20 protein-coding genes are annotated in these 23,417 nt (G+C 65.9%); 6 read left to right on the top strand and 14 right to left on the bottom strand.

The window, feature by feature from the left end:
• Positions 1–23: 23 nt before the first annotated feature.
• The 4 genes from LT948_RS10310 (at position 24) to LT948_RS10295 (ending at position 4,738) form a co-directional block, all read left to right on the top strand.
• Positions 24–446: a MarR family winged helix-turn-helix transcriptional regulator gene (locus LT948_RS10310; RefSeq protein WP_020751151.1), complete on the top strand. Its 423-nt coding sequence runs from the start codon at positions 24–26 to the stop codon at positions 444–446.
• A 206-nt stretch (positions 447–652) separates the two neighbouring features.
• Positions 653–1,144, top strand: coding sequence for a (2Fe-2S)-binding protein (locus tag LT948_RS10305; RefSeq protein ID WP_003140151.1), 492 nt, complete (start codon positions 653–655; stop codon positions 1,142–1,144).
• Positions 1,141–3,387 carry a xanthine dehydrogenase family protein molybdopterin-binding subunit gene (locus LT948_RS10300; RefSeq protein WP_023106761.1) on the top strand — a complete coding sequence of 749 codons (2,247 nt, stop codon included), beginning with the start codon at positions 1,141–1,143 and terminating at the stop codon, positions 3,385–3,387. The genes LT948_RS10305 and LT948_RS10300 overlap by 4 nt, the downstream gene beginning before the upstream one ends.
• A gap of 49 nt (positions 3,388–3,436) precedes the next feature.
• Complete coding sequence (locus LT948_RS10295; RefSeq protein ID WP_003087453.1) at positions 3,437–4,738, top strand: cytochrome c; 1,302 nt, start codon at positions 3,437–3,439, stop codon at positions 4,736–4,738.
• Between the two features lie 10 nt (positions 4,739–4,748).
• Here the strand turns inward: LT948_RS10295 and LT948_RS10290 are convergent, their stop codons facing one another.
• Entirely contained in the window at positions 4,749–5,531 is a 783-nt protein-coding gene (locus LT948_RS10290; protein WP_073657126.1) for an AraC family transcriptional regulator, read from the bottom strand.
• An 80-nt stretch (positions 5,532–5,611) separates the two neighbouring features.
• Here LT948_RS10290 and panB point away from each other — a divergent pair, with 80 nt between their 5' ends.
• Positions 5,612–6,433 carry a 3-methyl-2-oxobutanoate hydroxymethyltransferase gene (panB, locus tag LT948_RS10285; RefSeq protein ID WP_003087450.1) on the top strand — a complete coding sequence of 274 codons (822 nt, stop codon included), beginning with the start codon at positions 5,612–5,614 and terminating at the stop codon, positions 6,431–6,433.
• Between the two features lie 10 nt (positions 6,434–6,443).
• On the opposite strand, the gene LT948_RS10280 is transcribed toward panB, so the two are convergent.
• From LT948_RS10280 to LT948_RS10260, 5 genes are all read right to left on the bottom strand, one after another.
• Positions 6,444–7,178 (bottom strand): dienelactone hydrolase family protein, encoded by a 735-nt coding sequence (locus tag LT948_RS10280; protein WP_073657127.1) that lies wholly within the window; start codon positions 7,176–7,178, stop codon positions 6,444–6,446.
• A 67-nt stretch (positions 7,179–7,245) separates the two neighbouring features.
• Entirely contained in the window at positions 7,246–9,150 is a 1,905-nt protein-coding gene (gene htpG, locus LT948_RS10275; protein ID WP_003087446.1) for a molecular chaperone HtpG, read from the bottom strand.
• A 117-nt stretch (positions 9,151–9,267) separates the two neighbouring features.
• Complete coding sequence (locus LT948_RS10270) at positions 9,268–10,497, bottom strand: MFS transporter (RefSeq protein WP_073657128.1); 1,230 nt, start codon at positions 10,495–10,497, stop codon at positions 9,268–9,270.
• A 36-nt stretch (positions 10,498–10,533) separates the two neighbouring features.
• Positions 10,534–10,980, bottom strand: coding sequence for a PaaI family thioesterase (locus LT948_RS10265; protein ID WP_003087441.1), 447 nt, complete (start codon positions 10,978–10,980; stop codon positions 10,534–10,536).
• Positions 10,977–11,450 carry a PaaI family thioesterase gene (locus LT948_RS10260; RefSeq protein ID WP_031636299.1) on the bottom strand — a complete coding sequence of 158 codons (474 nt, stop codon included), beginning with the start codon at positions 11,448–11,450 and terminating at the stop codon, positions 10,977–10,979. Before LT948_RS10260 ends, LT948_RS10265 begins: the two co-directional genes overlap by 4 nt.
• Before the next feature lie 172 nt (positions 11,451–11,622).
• Between LT948_RS10260 and LT948_RS10255 the strand changes: the two genes are divergently transcribed.
• Positions 11,623–11,859, top strand: a complete 237-nt coding sequence (locus LT948_RS10255; RefSeq protein WP_003087435.1) for a hypothetical protein — start codon at positions 11,623–11,625, stop codon at positions 11,857–11,859.
• Positions 11,860–11,917: 58 nt separating this feature from the next.
• On the opposite strand, the gene LT948_RS10250 is transcribed toward LT948_RS10255, so the two are convergent.
• From LT948_RS10250 to LT948_RS10215, 8 genes are all read right to left on the bottom strand, one after another.
• Positions 11,918–12,682, bottom strand: coding sequence for a DUF599 domain-containing protein (locus LT948_RS10250; protein WP_003111671.1), 765 nt, complete (start codon positions 12,680–12,682; stop codon positions 11,918–11,920).
• Between the two features lie 145 nt (positions 12,683–12,827).
• Positions 12,828–14,141 (bottom strand): branched-chain amino acid transport system II carrier protein, encoded by a 1,314-nt coding sequence (gene brnQ, locus LT948_RS10245; protein WP_003132922.1) that lies wholly within the window; start codon positions 14,139–14,141, stop codon positions 12,828–12,830.
• Between the two features lie 310 nt (positions 14,142–14,451).
• Positions 14,452–15,339 (bottom strand): succinate--CoA ligase subunit alpha, encoded by an 888-nt coding sequence (sucD, locus tag LT948_RS10240; protein ID WP_003087428.1) that lies wholly within the window; start codon positions 15,337–15,339, stop codon positions 14,452–14,454.
• Entirely contained in the window at positions 15,339–16,505 is a 1,167-nt protein-coding gene (gene sucC, locus LT948_RS10235; protein ID WP_031636301.1) for an ADP-forming succinate--CoA ligase subunit beta, read from the bottom strand. Before sucC ends, sucD begins: the two co-directional genes overlap by 1 nt.
• A gap of 328 nt (positions 16,506–16,833) precedes the next feature.
• Positions 16,834–18,270 carry a dihydrolipoyl dehydrogenase gene (lpdA, locus tag LT948_RS10230; protein WP_003087422.1) on the bottom strand — a complete coding sequence of 479 codons (1,437 nt, stop codon included), beginning with the start codon at positions 18,268–18,270 and terminating at the stop codon, positions 16,834–16,836.
• A gap of 68 nt (positions 18,271–18,338) precedes the next feature.
• Positions 18,339–19,568 (bottom strand): 2-oxoglutarate dehydrogenase complex dihydrolipoyllysine-residue succinyltransferase, encoded by a 1,230-nt coding sequence (odhB, locus tag LT948_RS10225; RefSeq protein ID WP_003114264.1) that lies wholly within the window; start codon positions 19,566–19,568, stop codon positions 18,339–18,341.
• 42 nt (positions 19,569–19,610) lie between these two features.
• A complete protein-coding gene (locus LT948_RS10220; RefSeq protein ID WP_003087413.1) occupies positions 19,611–22,442 on the bottom strand; it encodes a 2-oxoglutarate dehydrogenase E1 component in 2,832 nt (943 codons plus the stop codon).
• A gap of 256 nt (positions 22,443–22,698) precedes the next feature.
• Positions 22,699–23,406, bottom strand: a complete 708-nt coding sequence (locus LT948_RS10215) for a succinate dehydrogenase iron-sulfur subunit (RefSeq protein ID WP_003087410.1) — start codon at positions 23,404–23,406, stop codon at positions 22,699–22,701.
• Between the last annotated feature and the right edge of the window lie 11 nt (positions 23,407–23,417).

The raw sequence follows: 23,417 nt of genomic DNA, 5'->3' as shown, positions 1-23,417 counted from the left end.
TCACGCCACCACCGATGCCCAGCATGTCCCGTACCACCCCGTACCGCCTCGACGACCAGATCGGCTTCATCCTGCGCCAGGCCAACCAGCGCTATGCAGCGTTGTTCGCCAATGGCATCGGCAACGGCCTGACACCCACCCAGTGGGCCGCCCTGGTCCGCCTCGGCGAGACCGGACCCTGCCCGCAGAACCAGCTCGGCCGGCTCACCGCCATGGACGCCGCGACCATCAAGGGCGTCGTCGAGCGCCTGGACAAACGGGGACTGATCCAGCGCAGCGCCGATCCGGACGACGGCCGGCGCCTGCTGGTCAGCCTCAGTCCTGCCGGACGCGCCGAACTCGAGGCCGGCCTGGCGGCCGCCCGCGAGATCAACCGGCAGGCCTTGGCTCCCCTCTCCCCGCAAGAACAGGAAACCCTGCGCGGGTTGCTCGCTCGCCTGATCTGAGGCCATTGCGGTCTATCTTTTTTTCCGCGTTACGTCGTCCGGAGCTGCGCCTTTCGTCGTAGCGGCCTGCCATTGACAGTTCGCCGCAGGCATCCATAACATGTTTGTATACAAACAAATTCCCGCAGAGCCGCACGCTACCAGGCACGGCCGACGGGACATCCGCCTGATGAACAGCCATGCCCCCGGCATGGGGAGAAACCGCCATGAGCGATGCCCTTGCCCTGACCGTCAACGGTCAGTCCCTGCGCCTCGATGTCGCCCCCGATACCCCCCTGCTCTATGTCCTGCGCAACGACCTGCAACTGAACGGTCCCAAGTTCGGCTGCGGCCTCGGCGAGTGCGGGGCCTGCACCGTGCTGATGGATGGCGTCGCCACCCGCTCCTGCATCACCCCAGTGGAGGCCGCCGTGGGCCGCCAGGTGGTTACCCTCGAAGGACTCGGCGATGCCGCCCATCCGCATCCGCTGCAACAGGCCTTCATCGACGAACAGGCCGCCCAATGCGGCTACTGCATCAACGGCATGGTGATGACCGCCAAGGCGTTGCTGGATCGCAACCCGAACCCCAGCGACGGCGAGATCCGCCAGGAATTGGCCTACAACCTGTGTCGCTGCGGCACCCATGTGGAGATTCTCAAGGCCGTGCGGCGTGCCGCCGAGAGCCTGAAGGAGCGTCAGGAGGAGCACCCGGCATGAGCCTGGCCAATCCCTCGCGACGCGGCTTCCTCAAGGCCGGCGGCCTGCTGCTGGTCACCGTCAACCTGCCCGCCCCGCTACTCGCCCTCGCCGAGCAGGGCGCCACCGACCTGCCGCTGGACCAGGTCGACTCGTTCATCGCCATCGCCGCGGACGGCAAGGTCACCGCCTTCTGCGGCCACGTCGACCTTGGTACCGGCATCCGCACGGCACTGGCGCAGATCGTCGCCGAAGAGTTGGACGTCGCGTTCGAGCAGGTCGAGATGATCCTCGGCGACACCCGTCGCACACCGGACCAGGGGCCGACCATCGCCAGCGCCAGCATCCAGGTCAGCGCCGTGCCGCTGCGCCAGGCCGCCGCCGAAGCCCGGCGCTTCCTCCTGCGCCAGGCCGGAAGCCATTTCCCGGTGCATCCGGACAGCCTGCGCAGCGAAAACGGCCAGGTCTTCGCCGCCGCCAATCCGCAGCGACGGATCGGCTACGGCGAGTTGCTGCGAGGCCAGCGCTTCAACCTGAACATCGACGGCAAGGCGCCGCTCAAGCCGCGCAGCGAGTACCGCCTGGTCGGCAAGCCGGTGCGTCGGGTGGACATCCCGGCGAAGCTGACCGGCCAACTGACCTATGTCCACGACATGCGCCTGCCCGGCATGCTGCATGGGCGAGTGGTACGCCCGCCCTATACCGGCGCGGATGTCAGCGCCCCGCTCGGCAGCAGCCTGCTGGCGGTAGACGAAAGCTCGGTCGCCGGGCTGCCGGGGCTGGTCAAGGTGGTCGTGATCGGCGACTTCGTCGGCGTGGTCTGCGAACGCGAGGAGCAGGCGATCCGCGCCGCGCGCCAGCTCAAGGTGCGCTGGAAGGACTGGCAGGGCCTGCCGCCGCTGGAACCCGACCGGCTCGAGGACACGCTTCGCCGGCATCCGAAGAAGCCACGCACGCTGCACGACTCGCCCGGTCTCGAGCAGCACCTCGCGGGCATCGCCCGGCCGCTGTCGGCCACCTATGTCTGGCCCTACCAGTTGCATGCCTCCATCGGCCCTTCCTGCGCCCTCGCCGAGGTCGATGCGCAGCGCGCTCGCGTCTGGTCCGGCACGCAGAACCCGCACGACCTGCGCAACGACCTGGCCAGGCTGCTGCAGCGCGAGACCGGGGACATCGAGGTGATCCGCATGGAAGCCGCCGGCTGCTACGGACGCAACGGCGCCGACGACGTCAGCGCCGACGCCGTGCTCCTGGCGCAGGCAGTGGGCCGACCGGTACGGGTACAACTGATGCGCGAACAGGAACATGGCTGGGAACCGAAAGGCACCGCGCAACTGATCGAGGTCCGCGGCGGTCTCGACGAGCAAGGCCGGGTGGCGGCCTACGACTTCGCCACCTGCTACCCCTCCAACGGCGCGCCGACCCTGGCCCTGCTCCTCACCGGGCGGATCCCGGCCACCCCGCAGGTGGCCGACATGGGCGACCGCACCGCGATCCCGCAATACCGCTACCCGCGGATGCGGGTGGTGGCCAACGACGCCGCCCCCATCGTCCGCGCGTCCTGGATGCGCGGCGTCTCGGCGCTGCCGAACGTGTTCGCCCATGAGTCCTACGCCGACGAACTGGCGCACCTGGCCGGCATCGACCCCATCGCCTTCCGCCGCCGCTACCTGGACGACCAGCGCGCCCTGGCGCTGATCGACGCCCTGGTCGCCCGCGCCGGCTGGCAGCCACGCACCTCCCCCAACCCAGAGGCGCGCCGGGACGGCTTGCTGAAGGGACGCGGCTTCGCCTATGCGCGCTACTTCCACAGCAAGTTTCCCGGTTTCGGCGCCGCCTGGGCCGCCTGGATCGTCGACGTCGAGGTGAACCCGGAGAACGGCGCGGTGCGCGTCGCCAAGGTCTGGGTCGCCCATGACTGCGGGCAGATGGTCAATCCCGATGGGGTCAGGCACCAGGTCCACGGCAACGTCATCCAGTCCACCAGCCGGGTACTCAAGGAGTTCGCCACCTTCGACCGCCGCGGCGTCACCAGCCTGGAATGGGGCGGCTACCCGATCCTCGGCTTCCCCGAACTGCCGGAGATCGACGTGCTGCTGCTCGACCGCCCCGAGCAGCCACCGATGGGCGCTGGCGAGTCAGCCTCGGTGCCCAGCGCCGCGGCCATCGCCAATGCGATCTTCGACGCTACCGGAGCGCGCCTGCGACAGGTGCCGTTCACTCCGGAACGCGTACTCGCGGCGCTGCGCAGCGCGCAGGCCTGATCCTTTTCCCCGGGGCGCCGCGGCGCCCCGCGCAGTGGATGACTGACAGATGAAGAAGGCAACACGCATCGGCCTCTGGGCCTCCGGCAGCCTCGTCGCGCTCGCCGCCATCGCCCTCGGCTACGCCTGGCAACCGGCCATCGCGCCACTGGAAGGCACACCCGGTCCCTTCAGCGCCGAGCAGATCGCCCGCGGCGAACGCCTCGCCGCCCTCGGCGACTGCGCGGTCTGCCACACTCGCGAAGGCGGCCCGCGCAACGCCGGCGGACGGGCCTTGCCGACGCCGTTCGGGACGATCTACAGCAGCAACCTCACGCCGGATCGCGCGAGCGGCATCGGTGGCTGGTCCTACCCCGCCTTCGAGCGGGCCATGCGGCATGGCGTGGCCCGCGACGGCAGCTATCTGTATCCGGCGTTCCCTTACACCGCCTTCACCAGGACTCGCGACGAAGACCTGAAGGCCCTGTACGCCTACCTGATGAGCCAGCCGGCGGTGCACAGCGAAACGCCTGCCAACCAGTTGCCGTTCCCCTTCGACCAACGCCAGCTGATGGCCGGCTGGAACCTGCTGTTCCTGGAGCCCGGCGCCTACCGCGACGAGCCGACGCGCAACCAGCAATGGAACCGCGGCGCCTATCTCGCCGAAGGCCTCGGCCATTGCAGCGCCTGCCACTCGCCGCGCAACGCGCTCGGCGCGGAAAAGTCCGGCAGCGCGCACTTCGCCGGCGGCGAGGCGGAGGGCTGGACCGCGCCAGCCTTGAACGCCAGTTCGCCGGCGCCCATCGCCTGGAGCGAGGAGGCCCTCTACGCCTACCTCCGCCACGGCTATTCGGCCTACCACGGGGTCGCCAGCGGGCCGATGGCGCCAGTGGTCGGCGAAGGCCTGGCCAAGCAGTCGGACGAGGACCTGCGGGCCCTGGCCCATTACCTTGCGTCCTACGCCGCTGCCCCGGCCGGGGAAACCGATCAGCAACAGGCGCAACGCCTCGACCGGCAGGGCTACGGCCGCGTGCAACCGCCCAGCGGCAGCGGCGCGCGCCTGTTCGCCGGGGCCTGCCTGGCCTGCCATCATGACGGCGACGGGCCGCGCTTCTTCGGCGTGCGTCCATCCCTGGCGCTGAACAGCAATGTGCATGCGGACAGCCCGGACAACCTGCTGCGGATCATCCTCGACGGCATCCACAGCCCGGCCACCGGCGACCTCGGCTATATGCCCGGCTTCCGCCATAGCCTCGACGACCGGCAAGTCGCCGCCCTGGCCAACTACCTGCGCGAGCGTTTCGCCGGCAAGCCCGCCTGGCCGGACCTCGCGGCCAAGGCGGCAAGCCTGCGCCAACAGGCGGCGCCCTGAAGCATGCGGCTCAGTTGGGCAAGCGCAGGGAGCGGGCGAAGCAACCGGGGGTCTGGCCGAAATGACGCTGGAACAGGCTGATGAACGCCGAGGTGGAGTCGTAGCCAAGGTCGCTGGCCACCCGCGTCACGCTGGCGCCCTCCTCCAGCGCGGCGACCGCGTTGAGCAGACGCAGGCGCTGGCGCCACTCGCGAAACGACAACTGGGTCTGCTCGCGGAACAGCCGCGCCAGGGTCCGTCGGGAAGCCCCCACCAGTCCCGCCCAATCCGAGATGCCGCGCGGATCGGCGGGATCCGCCTGTAGCGCGTCGGTGATCCGGCGCAAGCGCGGGTCGCCAGGCAACGGCAGGTTCAGCGGCGCCTCGCGAAGGCGCCCGACCTCATCGGCGACCACCTGCATGAGACGCTCGGCCTCGCCACCCGGCGGATATTCACGGGGAAATTCCGCCGCCCGCAGTAACAGTTCGCGCAGCAGGCCGGACACCTCCAGTACCCGGCAACCGCCGGGCAGCGAACGATCCAGGTAGAGACTGCGGAACAGCACAGGGTTGCAAGCCTCCGCGGCGTGCCGGACGCGCGGCGGAATCCACAGCGCCCGCTGCGCCGGCACCAGATAGCTGTGCCGCTCGGTGCTGGCGCGCAAAGTGCCGCTGGCGGCGTACATCAGTTGGCCCCAGGGGTGGTCGTGCATCTCCACCCGGTGCCCGGCGGGCATCTCGAAGGCGCGCAGATACACCGCGCAGGGCAGGCTGCGGAATCGCGGCAGGTCGCGTTCTTGTCCCGTTTGCGGCATCGGTTGTCCCCATCCGTCGAGTGAGCGGTGCGTGGCCGATGGTAGCGTGTGGCTCCCCATAGACAAACCGGAGCCACGCCATGAGCAGTCATCGCCCGCAACATCGCCTGTCCGTTCCCGATATCCAGCGCCGCAAGGGTGCCGGCAGCCTGGTGGCGCTGACCGCCTACAGCACGCCCATGGCCCGCCTCCTCGATCCGCACGCCGACCTGCTGCTGGTCGGCGATTCGCTGGGCATGGTGCTCTATGGCATGCCCAGTACCCTGGGAGTGAGCCTGGAGATGATGGTCGCCCACACCCTGGCGGTGATGCGCGGCAGCCGGCGCGCCTGCGTGGTGGCCGACTTGCCGTTCGCCAGCTACCAGGAATCGCCCCGACAGGCGTTCCGCAACGCCGCACGCCTGCTGGCCGACAGCGGCGCCCAGGCGGTGAAGCTGGAAGGCGGTGAGGAAATGGAAGAAACCGTGGACTTTCTGGTACGCCGTGGCATACCGGTGCTCGCCCATATCGGCCTGATGCCGCAGCAGGTCAACGCCATGGGCGGCTTCAAGGCCCAGGGGCGTGACCCGGAAAGCGCCGAACGGGTACGCCGCGACGGCCTCGCCATGCAGCGCGGCGGCGCCTTCGCGGTGGTCATCGAAGGCGTAGGCGAGCCGCTGGCCCGTCGCCTTAGCGAAGAACTGGCGATCCCCTGCATCGGTATCGGCGCCTCGCCGGCCTGCGACGGCCAGGTACTGGTCAGCGAGGACCTGCTCGGGCTAAGCGGCGAACAGGTACCGCGCTTCGTCGAACGCTACGCGCGCCTCGACCGGGAAATCGACGAGGCGGCCCGGCGCTTCGCCGAGGACGTGCGCGAACGGCGCTTCCCCGAGGCCAGGCATTGCTTCGCCATGCGCGAGTGAGCCGGCGGTCTCAGGCGAAGACTTCCGCCAGCAGGTCGTCCATCGCCTGGAAGGCACGCTGGGAGGTCCTGGCGTCATAGTGCATCTTGCCCGGCACCTTGGCGTTCGGATCGGTGAAGGAATGCACCGCGCCGCCGTAGCTGGTGAGCTGCCAGTCGACGCCGGCATCGGTCATCTCCCTGGCGAAGGCCGGCAACTGCTCGCGCGGCACCAGCGGATCGGAGGCGCCGTCGAGGACCAGTACCGCGCCCTTGATATTCCTGGCATGCGCCGGGTCCGGCGTATCCAGGGTGCCATGGAAGGACACGAAGGCCTTCAGCTCGGCGCCGTCGCGAGCCAGCTCCAGCGCGCAGCAACCGCCGAAGCAGAAACCGAAGGCGGCCTGGCGGGTCGCATCGACAGCCGCGAGAGCCGCGAGCGCCTGTCCGCGCAAGGCCGCCAGCGCTGCCTGCATGCGCTTGCGCAGCAGGGCCCGGTCGTTCTTCAGCGGCATCATCGCCGCGCCCGCCTCGTCGCCGTTCTGCGGACGCACGTCCCTGCCGTAGAGGTCCGCGACCAGCACCACGTGCCCACGGCCGGCGACCTGCCGGGCGATGTCCAGCGCGGCGGCGCTCACGCCCATCCAGTTCGGCGCCATCAGCAGGCCCGGGCGCGGTCCCGCGTGGCTGGCGTCGTACACCAGTTGACCTTCGTACGGCTGCCCATCGATGTCGTAGGCGACCGGCTCTACACGAATCTCACTCATGGGTACTGCTCCTGCGAGAGTTGGAAAAGACAAAGCCCGCCGAAGCGGGCTTTGTCGGGGCTACTGCTTAAGCGGACAGCTCCACCAGCAGCTTGTTCAGTCGGCGTACGTAGGCGCCCGGATCCTTGAGGCTGTCCCCCGCGGCCAGGGCGGCCTGGTCGAAGAGAATATGCGACAGCTCGCCAAAGCGGTCCTCGTCCGGCTCCGCATCCAGCTTCTCGATCAGCGGATGCTGCGGGTTGATCTCGAAGATCGGCTTCGAGTCCGGCACTTTCTGCCCACTGGCCTCGAGGATCTGGCGCATCTGCAGGCCAAGGTCCTGTTCGCCGATGGCGAGGATCGCCGGCGAATCGGTCAGGCGGTGGGAGACGCGGACTTCGCTGACCTGCTCGTCGAGCACCTTCTTCAGGCGCTCGATCAGGCCTTCCTTGCTCTTGGCGACTTCTTCCTGGGCCTTCTTGTCCTCTTCCGAGTCCAGGCTGCCCAGGTCCAGGTCGCCGCGGGCGACATCGACGAACTGCTTGCCGTCGAACTCCGGCAGGTAGCTCATCAGCCACTCGTCGATGCGATCGGTGAGCAGCAGCACCTCGATGCCCTTCTTGCGGAAGACTTCCAGGTGCGGGCTGTTCTTCACCTGCGAGTAGCTCTCGCCGGTGAGGTAGTAGATCTTGTCCTGGCCTTCCTTCATCCGACCGATGTAGTCGGCCAGCGCTACGCTCTGCTCGCCCGAATCGTCGCCGGTGGAGGCGAAGCGCAGCAGGCCGGCGATCTTCTCCTTGTTGCCGAAGTCTTCCGCGGGGCCTTCCTTGAGGACCTGGCCGAAGTTCTTCCAGAAGGTCTTGTACTGCTCCGGCTCGTTCTTCGCCAGCTTCTCCAGCATGTCCAGCACGCGCTTGGTCAACGCCGACTTCATCGAGTCGATCACCGGATCCTTCTGCAGGATTTCCCGGGAGACGTTCAGCGACAGGTCGTTGGAGTCGACCACACCCTTGATGAAGCGCAGGTACAGCGGCAGGAACTCGTCGGCCTGGTCCATGATGAACACGCGCTGTACGTACAGCTTCAGGCCTCGTGGCGCCTCGCGATGGTACAGGTCGAACGGCGCGCGGCCCGGCACGTAGAGCAGCGAGGTGTATTCCAGCTTGCCTTCGACCTTGTTGTGGCTCCAGCTCAGCGGGTTCTCGAAGTCATGGGCGACGTGCTTGTAGAACTCCTGGTATTCCTCGTCCTTCACCTCGGCGCGCGGACGGGTCCACAGCGCGCTGGCGCGGTTGACCGTTTCCCATTCCGGCTCGGCCGGCTTGTCGGCCTCTTCGCCGTGGAATTCCTTGGGTAGCTCGATCGGCAAAGCGATGTGATCGGAGTATTTCTTGATCACGTTGCGCAGGCGCCAGCCATCGGCGAACTCCTCCTCGCCCTTTTTCAGGTGGAGGACGATGCGGGTGCCGCGCTCGGGCTTGTCGATGGTGGCGACGTCGAACTCGCCCTCGCCCTTCGACGACCAGTGCACGCCTTCGCTGGCCGGCTGGCCGGCGCGACGGGAGTAGACATCGACCTTGTCGGCGACGATGAAGGCGCTGTAGAAACCGACGCCGAACTGGCCGATCAGGTGCGAATCCTTCTTCTGGTCGCCAGACAAGTTCTTCAGGAAGTCGGCGGTCCCGGACTTGGCGATGGTGCCCAGGTGAGTCACCACATCCTCGCGGCTCATGCCGATGCCGTTGTCTTCCAGGGTGACGGTGTTGGCTTCCTTGTCGAAGCTGACGCGGATCTTCAGCTCGGCGCCGCCCTCGAGCAGCTCGGGATTGGCCAGGGCTTCGAAACGCAGCTTGTCGGCGGCGTCCGAGGCGTTGGAAATCAGTTCGCGGAGGAAGATTTCCTTGTTCGAATAGAGAGAATGAATCATCAGGTGAAGCAGTTGCTTCACTTCAGTCTGAAAGCCCAGTGTCTCTTTTTGGGTTTCCACGCTCATCGCTCCAAGCTCCATCAATGACATAAGCCGCGTACCACGGCGGATGTCCCCTAGGTGGGGCCTTCTTCCGGCTTTTCAAGCGCTTATGCGAAAAAACCGCGCACCGTCGTACGACGACTAGCGTTCGAGCAGTTCGAGACGGGCGATCTCCGCCGGGCGCAACAGGTAGCTCGCCTCCCCCGCACCGGGCATTTCCCGGCGGATCACCAGGCGCCCCTCGCTGTCGAGGCCGGTGAAACGGCCCTCGGCGATACGCCCGCGTACCGTAGTGGCCTTGACCAGGCGCTGGCTGTAGCGCTGCGGTTCGACCTGGACCAGCTCCAGGTCGAGGGTGGCGTTGCCCGGCGCCGGCAGCGCCTGCGGCTCGGACGGCGCTACCGCGGCCACGGTCGCAGGCTCCGCCGGCAAAGCGGGGAACGCGTCGCCGCGCACCGACCACTCCCGCCGGGCGTTCTTCTCCAGCGTCAGCTCCAGCACCTGAGTCTGGCCGGCCACCAGGGCCTCGATACGCAGCGGCCGCGCATGGCTGGCCGCGCGCCAGGACGGCGCCCGCACGAGGCTGACGTCGCGGCTGGCGAAGCGTCGCTGCAGATAGTCGCGCAAGACCAGGGCCAGGGTATCGTCGGAGTCGTAGCCCAGGTCGACCTTGCCGTGCCGATAGCGCAGCCGGTCGGTATACAGCTCGACGTGGCCGCTGAGGGTGGTCCGGTAGTCGCTCGGCAGGCTCAGGTGGAACTCGCCCTCCAGGCGGTTCGGCGCCTTGGGCCGCAGGTCCAGGTGCAAGGTATAGCCACGCAGGAGACGACGCGCCTCGGGCAGGTCCTGCTCCGGTTGCAGCCAGCTCAGCTCGACTTCTGGCAACGCGCCGCCGTCCTCGGGCAGCACGTCCAGGCGCAGCGCCCCGAGCGGCTGTGCCGGAAGGCGGATCTGCAGCTCGCGCTGGGCGTAGAAATCGTGCCCCTGGCGCAGGCTCAGCACGCCGCCGATCAACTCGCCGCTCTGCGGCGCGAAAGGCTTGCCGTTGAACTCCCCGCTGAGCGCGATGGCCAGTTCCGCCGGCGGCCTGGCCTCCGGCTTCAGCCAGCGCAGGCTGAGGATCGCCTCCAGTCGCGCAGCGTCGTGACTGGCCAGCAGCGCCAGGCCGACCACCAGCGGGATGCAACCCAGCGCGGCCAGCCCGACGCCCTTGCGCGCCGTACGCCAGTGCACGCCGATATAGGCCAGCGCCACCGGCGGGAAAAGGCTGCCGTAACCCCACAGCAGACCGGTACCGAAGGCCAGGACGATGACCCAGATATAGCCGGCGACCATCAGCAGCAGGCCGCCCAGAATCAGCAAGGCATCCATCGCGATATCCTCAGCCCACTTTCCGCAGCGTACGGCTCACGGCTCGTCCACCTTGAAATGCGCCCGCGCGGTGGCGATGGGCTCGCCCTGGGTGGTCTGCCAGGCGTTGATCGCGACGTTCGCCACCCGTCGCCCCTGGCGCCAGACCTGGCATTGCGCGTAGGTATCGCGGAAGTGCCCGGCACGCAGGTAATCGATGGAGAAATCGATGATCTTCGGCAGGTGCGGAATGCTCATGAAAGTCAGCAGGTGCAACATCGCCGCATGCTCCATGAAGCCGGCGATCACACCGCCATGGATGGCCGGCAGGGTCGGGTTGCCGATGTTGTCCTTGTTCGCCGGCAGGCGGAAGACCATGTCGTCGCCCAGGCGCAGGCATTCGATGCCGAGCAGCTTGGCGTACGGGATCAGCTCCACCAGCGGGCTGTAGTCGTTGTTCCGGCGCGCGTCGCGGACCAGTTGCTCGAGGCTGGTCGGGCTCATGCCGCACCTCCCTGCGCGGCCGGCCTGGCCGCCCCGGAGCGAGCCGAACCGCCCATGCGCATGAAGGCGCCGACGACATGGGCGATGGGCTGGCTCGGATCGTCCTGGTAGGCGAAGCCGCGGGTGAAGATCACGTTCGGCGTGACCCGGTAGCACTCGGCGAAGCCATAGACATCCTTGTGCGGTTCGGCGGGATGCATATAGTCGATGCGCAGGTCGAGCGTCGGGCAGATCTCGAAGTCCGGCAGCACGCAGACCGTGGAAATACCGCAGGTGGTGTCCATCAGGGTGGTGATCGCGCCGCCGTGGACGACCCCGCTTTCCGGGTTGCCGATGATCGCCTGGCTGTAGGGCAGGCGCAGGGTCAGTCCTTTCTCGTCGGCGGCCTCGACCGTCAACCCCAGCACCTGGCAATGACGCAAGGCCGAGAGAAAGCGCCGGGCGCGCTCGAGGAGAGGATTTTCCGACATGACGGCGACCTTGCTGGGAGTTTTCTGGAGGGCGAATCATACCCTGCCGCCAAAGCCCCGGCAGCCGGGGTTTTGGACATAACGATCGAAATAGTCGAAGTGTGTGGAACTTCACGCCAGCGCAAATGTTCAAAGGGCTACAACGAGGAAAGCCGCACATGGAGGCTAAACGATGAAAAAGACCGTAACTCTTGCCCTGCTGCTCGCTGCCAGCCTTGGCCTGGCCGCTTGCGACAAGAAAGAGGAAGACAAGGCAGCGGCCCCGGCAGCTCCGGCTACCGAGACCCAGCCGAGCGCTCCGGCTACTCCCCCTGCCGAGCCCAGCGCCCCGGCGCCGTCGAGCGACACTCCGGCAACCCCGCAGACTCCGGCACCGACTCCGGAGCAACCGCAACAGAACCAGCAATAAGTTCTCGTTGACGTACCCTGAAAGAGCCCGCGCAAGCGGGCTTTTTCATGCCAGGGATTCAGCCTCTGGGCACCTCGCCCTCGCCTTCCCGCGGGCTTTCGGCGATTGCGGTCTCGGTGTAGACCATCACCTCCAGCACGTCCGAATGGAATTCGCGGCGATACAGGACCAGCACCACGCCGGCCGTCACCAGCATGAAGAACCAGGAGTTGATGAACCAGGCGAGCATGGCCAGGCCGAAATAGTACGAGCGCAAGCCGAAGTTGAACTGGTTGGCCGCCAGCGAGATGACCCGGGCGGCACGCTCGGCAAAGGATTTGCGCTCCAGCTCGCCGACGTTGCGCTCGCCGATCATCGGTGCCGAGCCGACCAGGATCGCCGCGAAGTTGTACTGGCGCATGCACCAGCTGAAGGTGAAGAAGGCATAGACGAAGACCACTGCCAGGCACAGCAGCTTCAGTTCCGACAGTCCCCGGCTGGCCTCCTCCACGAACGGCAGGTCGGCCAGTACCGAGACGGCGCGGTCGGTGGAGCCCAGCAGGGTGAGGATGCCGGCGAGGATGATCAGCGTGCTGGAAGCGAAGAACGACGCGTTGCGCTCCAGGTTGCCGATCACGCTGGCGTCGGCGATACGGTTGTCACGCAGCAGCAGCCGGCGCATCCAGTCCTCCCGGTAGAGGTGCAGGACGCTAGCCAGGCAGGCGGTGTCGCGGCCCTTCCAGGTGGCGTAGCGGGTGTAGCCCACCCAGCAGAACAGGAACCAGAGCGCCGCCAGCAGGTGTTGCGGCAGGTGCCCGTTGAAAATGCCGAGTTCGGCGGTCATGAAAACTCCCTCTTGAGCCGGCCGGGAATCGCCCCGCCGTTGTTTCGCGCCGTTGGGACGCCGCTCGCCGCGGCCAGGACACGACTTTCGTCGGCTCATGAAAAAGGCCGCCCGGAGGCGGCCTTCCTGGGGTTCGCCTGACGTCTCAGGCGACCGCTTCGCGCGGCTTGCCCAGCAGCCGATCGCAAACGACTGCCAGGACCAGCGCAATGGATACCGGCAGCAGCCAGCCAAGGCTCTGATCGGCGAGCGGGAGCTTGGCGAAGACGTCCGGCACCCACCCGTTCAGCTTGGCCGCCCCCAGCCCGTCGACGATGCCGAAGAGCAGCGCGACGATCATCACCGGCACGAACACCCGCGGGGCCGACACCCAGAGCCGGTCGAACAGGCTCAGGGCGATCAGCACGATGGCGAGCGGATAGAGTCCCACCAGAACCGGTACCGAAAGGCTGATCAACTGGGTCAGTCCCTGGTTGGCGACCAGCAGGCTGAACAGCGAGAACACGATCACCACCGTCTTGTACGAAACCGGCAGCAGGTCGCTGAAGAACTCGCCGCACGCCGTGATCAGCCCTACCGCCGTGGTCAGGCAGGCCAGGGTGATGACCACCGCCAGCAACAGGCTGCCGGAAACGCCAAAGGTCTGCTGCACATAGGCGGTGAGGATCTGTACGCCATTCTGGGCGTCGCCGGCGATGCCCTGGCTGGTGGCGCCAAGATAGAACAGCGCCAGGTAGACCAGGGACAGGCCGGTGGCGGCGATGATCCCGGCGATCATGGAATAGCGCGTGACCAGCCGGCTGTCGCTGATGCCGCGGTCGCGAATGGCGGTGGCGATGACGATACCGAAGACCAGGGCACCGAGGGTATCCATGGTCAGGTAGCCCTGCAGGAAACCCTGCACCAGGGGCGCGCTCTGGTACTCGCCGGAACTGCTGCCGATCGCTCCCGCCGGCGCGAAGATCGCCGCGCCGCCAAGAACCAGCAGGGCCGACAGCAGCACCGGCGTGATGACCTTTCCGACCCGGTCGACAAGGCGACCCGGGTTCAGCACCAGGAACAGAACCACGGAGAAGTAAGCGACGGTATAGACGAGCAACGGCGCGCCGCCGTCCCCGGTGAAAGGCGCGACGCCCATCTCGAAGGACACCACGGCTGTACGCGGGGTGGCGAACAGCGGGCCGATGGCAAGATAGACGGCGATGGCGAACGCCACTCCCGCGCGCCGCCCGATCGGCTGGGTCAGGCGGCCAATACCGCCTCCGACCCGGGCCAGGGCGACCACCGTCAGCAACGGCAGGCCGACACCGGTAAGGAGGAAGCCGAAAGCCGCGCTCCATACGTGTTCGCCCGCCGCCATGCCGGCACTGGGAGGAAAGATGATGTTACCCGCGCCGAGAAAAAGCGCGAACGTCATGAAGCCAAGGGCGAGCAGGTCGAACCCTTTCAAATGAGTCATAGGAGGATGTACCACTGGCAGAAGTCTCGGTTGTTCGGGGTTTCCCTTTGGGGGTGTTAGGAAACATCGTCCTTCCGGATGAGGAGGACCGGTCAAGCCGCCCGACCCCTTTTGAGGGCCATGTGGCGCTATAGCTGCAGGCGCGCTGGCCTGCGGGATGATGCGTGGCGCGCCCGGGGTTTTGTCGGACACGAACCGTTGGCAATGATAGCGCATCGCGGCAACATTCGTTTGACGGATGCGATAGAACGACGAAGGCCACCGCTGTGAGGCGGTGGCCTTCGTCCTGGAACTCAGAAAACCCGGGAAATCAGGCCTTCTTCACTTCCCAACCGGTCAGCTCGGCCAGGGCCTTGCCGATGTCGGCCAGGGAACGCACGGTCTTCACACCGGCGTCCTGCAGGGCGGCGAACTTCTCGTCCGCGGTGCCCTTGCCGCCGGAGATGATGGCGCCGGCGTGGCCCATGCGCTTGCCCGGAGGGGCAGTCACGCCAGCGATGTAGGACACCACCGGCTTGGTCACGTTGGCCTTGATGAAGGCCGCGGCTTCTTCTTCGGCGGAACCGCCGATCTCGCCGATCATGACGATGGCTTCGGTCTGCGGATCTTCCTGGAACAGCTTCAGGATGTCGATGAAGTTGGAGCCCGGGATCGGGTCGCCGCCGATGCCCACGCAGGTGGACTGGCCGAAGCCGGCGTCGGTGGTCTGCTTCACGGCTTCGTAGGTCAGGGTGCCGGAACGCGACACGATGCCTACCTTGCCCGGCAGGTGGATGTGACCCGGCATGATGCCGATCTTGCACTCGCCGGGAGTGATCACGCCCGGGCAGTTCGGGCCGATCAGGCGTACGCCCAGCTCGTCGCACTTGACCTTGGCGTCCAGCATGTCGAGGGTCGGGATGCCTTCGGTGATGCAGACGATCAGCTTGATGCCGCCGAATGCCGCTTCCAGGATCGAGTCCTTGCAGAACGGAGCCGGAACGTAGATGACCGAGGCTTCGGCGCCGGTGGCTTCCACGGCTTCCTTGACAGTGTTGAACACCGGCAGGCCGAGGTGGGTGGTGCCGCCCTTGCCGGGGGTCACGCCGCCGACCATCTTGGTGCCGTAGGCGATGGCCTGTTCGGAGTGGAAGGTGCCCTGGCTACCGGTGAAGCCTTGGCAGATGACTTTGGTGTCTTTGTTGATCAGGACGCTCATTACTTACCCTCCGCGGCCTTGACGACTTGCTGGGCAGCGTCGGTCAGGCTGGTTGCCGCGATGATGTTCAGGCCGCTTTCGGCCAGGACCTTGGCACCCAGTTCAGCGTTGTTGCCTTCCAGGCGGACGACAACCGGAACCTTCACGCCGACTTCTTTGACGGCGCCGATGATGCCTTCGGCGATCATGTCGCAACGCACGATGCCGCCGAAGATGTTCACCAGGACAGCCTTCACGTTGCTGTCGGACAGGATGATCTTGAACGCTTCGGTCACGCGCTCCTTGGTCGCACCGCCGCCAACGTCGAGGAAGTTGGCCGGCTTGCCGCCGTGCAGGTTGACGATGTCCATGGTACCCATGGCCAGGCCGGCGCCGTTGACCATGCAGCCGATGTTGCCTTCCAGCGCGACGTAGTTCAGCTCCCACTTCTGCGCATGGGCTTCACGGGCATCGTCCTGGGACGGGTCGTGCATGGCGCGCAGCTTCGGCTGACGGTACAGGGCGTTGCTGTCGATGTTGATCTTGGCATCCAGGCAGTGCAGGTTGCCGTCTTTCTTGATCACCAGCGGGTTCACTTCCAGCAGGGCCAGGTCGTAGTCCTGGAACAGCTTCGCCAGGCCGACGAAGATATGGGTGAACTGCTTGATCTGGTCGCCCTTCAGGCCCAGCTGGAAGGCCAGCTCGCGGCCCTGGTACGGCTGCGCGCCGACCAGCGGGTCGATGGTGGCCTTGAGGATCTTCTCGGGAGTGTCGTGGGCGACCTTCTCGATGTCCACGCCACCTTCGGTGGAAGCCATGAACACGATGCGGCGGCTGGAACGATCGACGACGGCGCCGAGGTACAGCTCCTTGTCGATGTCGGTGCAGGACTCCACCAGGATCTTGCTGACCGGCTGGCCGTTGGCGTCGGTCTGGTAGGTCACCAGGTTCTTGCCCAGCCACTGCTGGGCGAACGCCTTGGCGTCCTCTTTGCTCTTCACCAGCTTCACACCGCCCGCTTTACCGCGGCCGCCGGCGTGCACCTGAGCTTTGACGACCCACTCGTTGCCGCCGATCTTGTCGCAGGCTTCTGCGGCCTCTTCGGGGGTGTCTACGGCAAAGCCCTTGGATACAGGCAGGCCGTATTCAGCGAACAGCTGCTTACCCTGATATTCGTGGAGATTCATGCTTGTCTACCGTTATTCGTCTAGGTATTGCGCATTTCGGCGGAGCGCTCGTGGCACCCCACCACCTGTGACCGTCGCTTCGCGAACCACCCGGCTCGCGAAAAAACAGTCCGGCGGCATACGCCCGCGGCCACCTCGCAACGGTCGCCGGCGCTCACCCGCCGTGGTTCTTCTGAAAGTCTGCCGCCTGCGTCATCCCGACGCAGGCGGCAAACCGTGGATTCTACAGAACCCGGACCCGACAAGGCCAGGAACCTGTCCTGGCCTGACGGACGACGCGTCCCGCGTCGCTGTGACGCCCCTGGCGTGAACCGGGGCGTCGGATCACTCAGCGCTTCTTGCGGTTGGCGATGTGGATGGCATGGCCATTCACCGCCAGGGCAGCTTCGTGCAGGGCTTCGGACAGCGTCGGGTGGGAGAAGACCATCATGCCCAGGTCTTCGGCGCTGGTGCCGAATTCCATACCGATCGCGCCTTGCTGTACCAGCTCGGCGGCGCTCGGGCCGATCACGTGGACGCCCAGGACGCGGTCGGTCTTCGCATCGGCGATGACCTTGACCAGGCCGGTGGTGTCGTTGGCAGCCATCGCGCGACCGCTGGCGGCGAACGGGAAGGTGCCGACGTTGACTTCGACGCCCTCGGCCTTGAGGGTCTGCTCGGTCTTGCCGACCCAAGCGATTTCCGGGTGGGTGTAGATGACCGACGGGATCAGGTCGTAGTTCATCTGCGCCTTGTGGCCGGCGATGCGCTCGGCGACCATCACGCCCTCTTCCGAGGCCTTGTGCGCGAGCATCGCGCCGCGAACCACGTCACCGATGGCGAAGACGCCCGGAACGCTGGTCTTGCAGTGGTCGTCGACGTAGATGAAGCCACGCTCGTCCAGGGTCACGCCGCTGTCGGCGGCCAGCAGGTCGGTGGTCACCGGGCGACGGCCGACCGCGACGATCAGCTTGTCGAAGGTTTCCTTCTGCTCGCCGTTGGCATCGGTGAAGGTCACGGTGACCTGCTTCTTCTTCACTTCCGAAGCGGTCACGCGGGCGCCCAGGCGAATGTTCAGGCCTTGCTTGGTCAGGACCTTCAGGGCTTCCTTGGCGATCTGCTCGTCGGCAGCCGGGAGGAACTTGTCCAGGGCTTCCAGCACGGTCACCTCGGCACCCAGGCGGGCCCATACCGAACCCAGCTCCAGGCCGATGACGCCGGCGCCGATCACACCCAGCTTCTTCGGCACGGCCTGGAATTCCAGGGCGCCGGTGGAGTCGACGATGATGTCGTCGGTCAGCGGGGCCGGCGGGATCTCCACCGGGCGGGAGCCGGAAGCGATGATCACGTTCTCGGCTTCCAGGACCTGGGTCTTGCCGTCCAGACCGGTCACTTCCACCTGCTTGTTGGCCAGCAGCTTGCCGTGGCCTTCGAAGGAGGTCACGCCGTTGGCCTTGAACAGGGTAGCGATGCCGCCGGTCAGGTTCTTGACGATGTTGGCCTTGCGCGCAACCATCGCCGGAACGTCGATGGTGACGCCCTTGGCTTCGATACCATGGACTTTGAAGGCCTCTTTGGCCTCATGGTACTTGTAGGAGCTGTCCAGCAGCGCCTTGGACGGGATGCAGCCAACGTTCAGGCAGGTACCGCCGAGCGCCACCTTGCCTTCCTTGCCGATGTACTTCTCGATGCAGGCGGTCTTCAGACCCAACTGGGCAGCGCGGATGGCGGCAACGTAACCGCCGGGGCCGGCACCAATCACTACCACGTCGAATTTCTGGCTCATATCTCAATCCTTATTCGGGTGAAACCGGACGGCCCCACGAGGGGGCCGCCGTGAAGAGAAACGCTAAATCAGACGTCCAGCAGCAGGCGAGCCGGATCTTCCAGCAGGTCCTTGATCGCCACCAGGAAGCTCACCGCTTCCTTGCCGTCGATCAGACGGTGGTCGTAGGACAGCGCCAGGTACATCATCGGCAGGATCACCACCTGGCCGTTCACGGCCATCGGGCGCTCCTGGATCTTGTGCATGCCGAGGATGGCGGTCTGCGGCGGGTTGACGATCGGGGTCGACAGCAGGGAACCGAACACGCCACCGTTGGAGATGGTGAAGGTGCCGCCGGTCATGTCTTCGATGGTCAGTTTGCCTTCCTTCGCCTTCTTGCCGAAGTTGGCGATGCCGCCCTCGATCTCGGCCAGGCTCATGAACTCGGCGTTACGCAGTACCGGAACCACCAGGCCGCGGTCGCTGGAAACGGCAACGCCGATGTCCTGGTAGCCGTGGTAGACGATGTCGTTGCCGTCGATGGAAGCGTTGACCCCCGGGAAGCGCTTCAGCGCCTCGGTGGCGGCCTTGACGAAGAAGGACATGAAGCCCAGGCGCACGCCGTTGTGCTTCTTCTCGAACAGGTCCTTGTACTTCGAACGCAGGTCCATGATCGGCTTCATGTTGACCTCGTTGAAGGTGGTCAGCATGGCCATGGCGGACTGCGCCTCGACCAGGCGCTCGGCGACCTTGGCCCGCAGGCGGGTCATCGGCACACGCTTCTCGACACGGTCGCCGGCGGCGAAGATCGGCGCCTCGGCAGCCGGGGCAGCAGGCTTGGCCGGGGCGGCCGGGGCGTTCTTCTTCGCTTCGACCGCAGCGACCACGTCTTCCTTGGTCACGCGACCGCCCTTGCCGGTGCCGGCGATGCTGTTCGGATCGATACCGGCCTCCTCGGCCAGCTTGCGCGCGGCCGGGGACAGGATGGCGTCGTCGCCGCCAGCGGCGGCCGGAGCGGCGGCCTGGGCAGCCGGAGCGGCGGCGGGCGCAGCGGCAGCCGGAGCGGCCGGAGCGGCGGCGCCGCCTTCGTTCAGCTTGCCGAGCAGCTCGTTGCTCAGAACGGTGTCGCCTTCGTTCTTGATGATCTCGGCCAGCACGCCGTCAGCCTCGGCGAGAACCTCGATGACCACCTTGTCGGTCTCGATGTCGACGATCAGTTCGTCACGCTTGACCGCTTCGCCCGGCTTCTTGTGCCAGGTGGCGACGGTGCCGTCGGCGACCGATTCCGGGAAGGTTGGGGCTTTGATTTCGATAGCCATTGTGTGCGTTTCCTTAAATTCGGTTTCTTCAGCGCGTAGGCGTTAAACAGTAAAGGCGTCTTGCAGCAGTTTTTCCTGCTGCTCGGCGTGCATCGAGGCGTAGCCGCAAGCCGGAGCAGCGGAGCCTTCGCGGCCGGCGTACTCGAGATTGAGGCCCTTCTTGTGCGCGGCGATGACACGACGCATGTGATGCTGGCTGCAGAACCAGGCGCCCTGGTTCATCGGCTCTTCCTGGCACCAGACGATGTGCTTGAGGTTCTTGTAGGGAGCCAGAACTTCCGCCAGGTCGTCTTCCGGGAACGGATACAACTGCTCGATACGGACGATCGCGGTATCTTCGCGGCCTTCCGCGCGACGCTTCTCCAGCAGGTCGTAGTACACCTTGCCGCTGCACAGCACGACGCGGTCGACCTTCTTCGGATCCAGGCTGTCGATTTCCGGGATCACGGTCTGGAAGGAACCGTTGGCCAGATCTTCCAGGGTCGAGATGGCGAGCTTGTGACGCAGCAGGGACTTCGGCGTCATCACCACCAGCGGCTTGCGCAGCGGGCGGATCACCTGACGGCGGAGCATGTGGTAGACCTGAGCCGGGGTGGTCGGCACGCAGACCTGGATGTTCTGCTCGGCGCAGAGCTGCAGGTAGCGCTCCAGGCGCGCGGAGGAGTGTTCCGGACCCTGCCCCTCATAGCCGTGCGGCAGCAGCATGGTCAGGCCGCAGAGTCGGCCCCATTTGCTTTCGCCACTGGTGATGAACTGGTCGATGACCACCTGGGCGCCGTTGGCGAAGTCGCCGAACTGGGCTTCCCAGATCACCAGCGAATTCGGCGTGGTGGTGGCGAAACCGTATTCGAACGCCAGCACGGCCTCTTCCGAAAGGAAGGAATCGTAGATATCCAGGCGCGGCTGGCCATCGAACAGATTGGCCAGCGGTACGTAGACCGAGTCGTCCTTCTGGTTGTGCAGCACCGCGTGACGGTGCGAGAAGGTGCCACGGCCGACGTCCTGGCCGGTCATCCGTACCGGATGGCCTTCGAACAGCAGGGTCGCGTAGGCCAGGGTCTCGGCGAAGCCCCAGTTGATCGGCAGGCCACCGGCCGCCATCTTCTGGCGATCTTCGTAGATCTTCGAAACCTGGCGCTGAACCACGAAGCCTTCCGGCACTTCCAGCATCTTGCTGGACAGTTCCTGCAGGGTCTTCAGGTCGAAGCGGGTGTCGTGACGCGCGGTCCAGGCATGGCCCAGGTACGGACGCCAGTCGACGAACAGTTCCTTGTTGGGCTCCTTGACCAGGCTCTTCACCACGTGCAGGCCGTTGTCCAGGGCGTCGCGGTAGTCGTCGATCTTCGACTGAACCTGCTCGGCGCTGAGCACGCCGGCGTTCACCAGGGCGTCGGCGTACAGCTCGCGGGTAGTACGCTGCTTGGCGATCTGCTGGTACATCAGCGGCTGGGTGCCGCTCGGCTCGTCCGCCTCGTTGTGGCCACGGCGACGGTAGCAGACCAGGTCGATGACCACGTCACGCTTGAACTGCATGCGATAGTCGACGGCCAGTTGGGTGACGAACAGCACGGCTTCGGGATCGTCGCCGTTGACGTGGAAGATCGGCGCCTGAATCATCTTCGCCACGTCGGTGGCGTACTCGGTGGAACGCGCATCGTCCTGGCGGCTGGTGGTGAAGCCGACCTGGTTGTTGATCACCAGGTGGATGGTGCCACCGGTCTTGTAGGCGCGGGTCTGCGACATCTGGAAGGTTTCCATGACCACGCCCTGCCCCGCGAAGGCGGCATCGCCGTGGATGGAAATCGGTACCACCTTGTCGCCGGAGCTGTCCTTGCGACGGTCCTGGCGGGCACGAACGGAACCCTCGACCACCGGGGAAACGATCTCCAGGTGGGACGGGTTGAACGCCAGCGCCAGGTGGACTTCGCCGCCGCTGGTCATCACGTTCGAGGAGAAGCCCTGGTGGTACTTCACGTCACCGGAGCCCAGCTCGACGATCTTCTTGCCTTCGAACTCGTCGAACAGGTCGCGCGGGTTCTTGCCCAGGGTGTTGACCAGGACGTTCAGGCGACCGCGGTGGGCCATGCCGATGACGATTTCCTTGGCGCCGTAGGAACCGCAGCGCTGGATGATCTCGTCGACCATCGGGATCAGGCTTTCGCCGCCTTCCAGGCCGAAACGCTTGGTGCCCGGGTACTTGGTGCCCAGGTACTTCTCCAGGCCTTCGGCCGCGGTCAGGCGCTCGAGCAGGTGCGCACGCGCCTCGGCGGAGAAGCCGGGACGGCCACGCACGCTTTCCAGGCGCTGGAGGAACCACTTGCGCTGCTCGGAATCGACGATGTGCATGAACTCGGCGCCGAAGGTACCGCAATAGGTGCTCTTCAGGCTGTCGACGATTTCACGCAGGGTCGCCTCTTCCTTGCCGATGTAAAGCTCACCGGTGCGGAAAGTGGTGTCCAGGTCGGCACCCGTCAGACCGTAGTGGTCGATCGACAGGTCGGCAGGCGCGGGACGCTGCCACAGGCCGAGCGGGTCGAGGGTGGAAGCCTGGTGGCCGCGGAGACGGTAAGCGTGAATGAGACGAAGGACTTCGACCTGCTTCTTCTCGTGCTCGCTGCTCACGCTACCGGCGGAAACCGGCTGGGCACGGCGCTGGTTCTTGGCCAGCAGGACGAAATGATCGCGCACTGTGGAGTGCGAGACGTCGGGGGCGGGATTACCATCGGCGGGAAGCTTCTGGAAATACGTGCGCCACTCTTCTGGCACAGCGTTAGGGTCGTGCAGGTAGAGCTCGTAGAGCTCTTCGACGTAGGCAGCGTTACCACCGGATAGATGGGCACTGTTCCACATCCGCTGCATTACGCTTTCGTGCATGCTAGGTCACCCTCGGTAAGGGGACAACCACCTGGCGAAACCTTGAAGGCTCCGAAGTCCTCAGGCAGCGACATCGGTATGGCCACTACAGATCCCGCAGATAGTCCGGGTACCAGCCCGGATGCCCCTGCTGGTCATATTTTTCAAATCTGGGCCATGGCTTTGTGAGCTTGGCCCGCTTAGTTGCTGCGACGCCGGAAGAACTCCGGCGCCACAGGTGTTGCTAGGTACAACTCATATAACAACTGCGAGAGGATCAGGTTCCGCTCTGCAGCAGCATATTACGCACGTGGCCGATCGCCTTGGTCGGGTTCAGACCCTTCGGGCAAACGTTCACGCAGTTCATGATTCCGCGGCAGCGGAACACACTGAACGGGTCGTCCAGCGAAGCCAGGCGCTCTTCGGTCTTGGTGTCACGGCTGTCGGCCAGGAAACGATAGGCTTGCAGCAGTGCGGCCGGACCGAGGAACTTGTCGGGGTTCCACCAGAAGGACGGGCAGGAGGTCGAGCAGCAGGCGCACAGGATGCACTCGTACAGACCGTCCAGCTTCTCGCGCTCTTCCGGGGTCTGCAGACGCTCGATGGCCGGGGCCGGCGTATCGTTCTGCAGGAACGGCTTCACCTTCTCGTATTGCTTGTAGAAGATGCTCATGTCCACGACCAGGTCACGAATGACCGGCAGGCCAGGCAGCGGACGGATCACCAGCTTGCCGCCCTTCAGGCCGGCGGCCGACAGCGGGGTGATGCAGGCCAGGCCGTTCTTGCCGTTGATGTTCATGCCATCGGAGCCGCAGACGCCTTCACGGCAGGAACGACGGTAGGAGAAGCCCTCGTCCTGTTCCTTGATCAGCGCCAGCACGTCGAGGACCATCACGTCCTTGCCGTTGGTGTCGACCTGGAAATCCTGCATGTACGGCGCAGCATCTTTGTCGGGGTTGTAACGATAAACACTCACTTGCAACATGGCGGGCACCC

Origin of the sequence: Pseudomonas sp. CP-1 (assembly GCF_021213715.1) — a bacterium.
GTDB lineage: Bacteria > Pseudomonadota > Gammaproteobacteria > Pseudomonadales > Pseudomonadaceae > Pseudomonas > Pseudomonas aeruginosa.
Note: the sequence above shows the minus strand (reverse complement) of the source record. Positions and strands in the feature narration are given on the sequence as shown.

Bases quoted from the DNA above. Each gene is read 5' to 3' on its own strand.
- odhB (WP_003114264.1), bottom strand. From the start codon at position 19,568: ATGGCTATCGAAATCAAAGCCCCAACCTTCCCGGAATCGGTCGCCGAC.
- LT948_RS10260 (WP_031636299.1), bottom strand. From the start codon at position 11,450: ATGTCGGAAAATCCTCTCCTCGAGCGCGCCCGGCGCTTTCTCTCGGCC.
- LT948_RS10270 (WP_073657128.1), bottom strand. From the start codon at position 10,497: ATGGATGCCTTGCTGATTCTGGGCGGCCTGCTGCTGATGGTCGCCGGC.
- sucD (WP_003087428.1), bottom strand. From the start codon at position 15,339: ATGAGCGTCCTGATCAACAAAGACACCAAAGTCATCTGCCAAGGCTTC.
- LT948_RS10220 (WP_003087413.1), bottom strand. From the start codon at position 22,442: ATGCACGAAAGCGTAATGCAGCGGATGTGGAACAGTGCCCATCTATCC.
- lpdA (WP_003087422.1), bottom strand. From the start codon at position 18,270: ATGAGCCAGAAATTCGACGTGGTAGTGATTGGTGCCGGCCCCGGCGGT.
- panB (WP_003087450.1), top strand. From the start codon at position 5,612: ATGAGCAGTCATCGCCCGCAACATCGCCTGTCCGTTCCCGATATCCAG.
- brnQ (WP_003132922.1), bottom strand. From the start codon at position 14,141: ATGACTCATTTGAAAGGGTTCGACCTGCTCGCCCTTGGCTTCATGACG.
- htpG (WP_003087446.1), bottom strand. From the start codon at position 9,150: ATGAGCGTGGAAACCCAAAAAGAGACACTGGGCTTTCAGACTGAAGTG.
- LT948_RS10310 (WP_020751151.1), top strand. From the start codon at position 24: ATGTCCCGTACCACCCCGTACCGCCTCGACGACCAGATCGGCTTCATC.
- LT948_RS10300 (WP_023106761.1), top strand. From the start codon at position 1,141: ATGAGCCTGGCCAATCCCTCGCGACGCGGCTTCCTCAAGGCCGGCGGC.
- LT948_RS10265 (WP_003087441.1), bottom strand. From the start codon at position 10,980: ATGAGCCCGACCAGCCTCGAGCAACTGGTCCGCGACGCGCGCCGGAAC.
- LT948_RS10290 (WP_073657126.1), bottom strand. From the start codon at position 5,531: ATGCCGCAAACGGGACAAGAACGCGACCTGCCGCGATTCCGCAGCCTG.
- LT948_RS10295 (WP_003087453.1), top strand. From the start codon at position 3,437: ATGAAGAAGGCAACACGCATCGGCCTCTGGGCCTCCGGCAGCCTCGTC.
- LT948_RS10280 (WP_073657127.1), bottom strand. From the start codon at position 7,178: ATGAGTGAGATTCGTGTAGAGCCGGTCGCCTACGACATCGATGGGCAG.
- LT948_RS10215 (WP_003087410.1), bottom strand. From the start codon at position 23,406: ATGTTGCAAGTGAGTGTTTATCGTTACAACCCCGACAAAGATGCTGCG.
- LT948_RS10255 (WP_003087435.1), top strand. From the start codon at position 11,623: ATGAAAAAGACCGTAACTCTTGCCCTGCTGCTCGCTGCCAGCCTTGGC.
- LT948_RS10305 (WP_003140151.1), top strand. From the start codon at position 653: ATGAGCGATGCCCTTGCCCTGACCGTCAACGGTCAGTCCCTGCGCCTC.
- sucC (WP_031636301.1), bottom strand. From the start codon at position 16,505: ATGAATCTCCACGAATATCAGGGTAAGCAGCTGTTCGCTGAATACGGC.
- LT948_RS10250 (WP_003111671.1), bottom strand. From the start codon at position 12,682: ATGACCGCCGAACTCGGCATTTTCAACGGGCACCTGCCGCAACACCTG.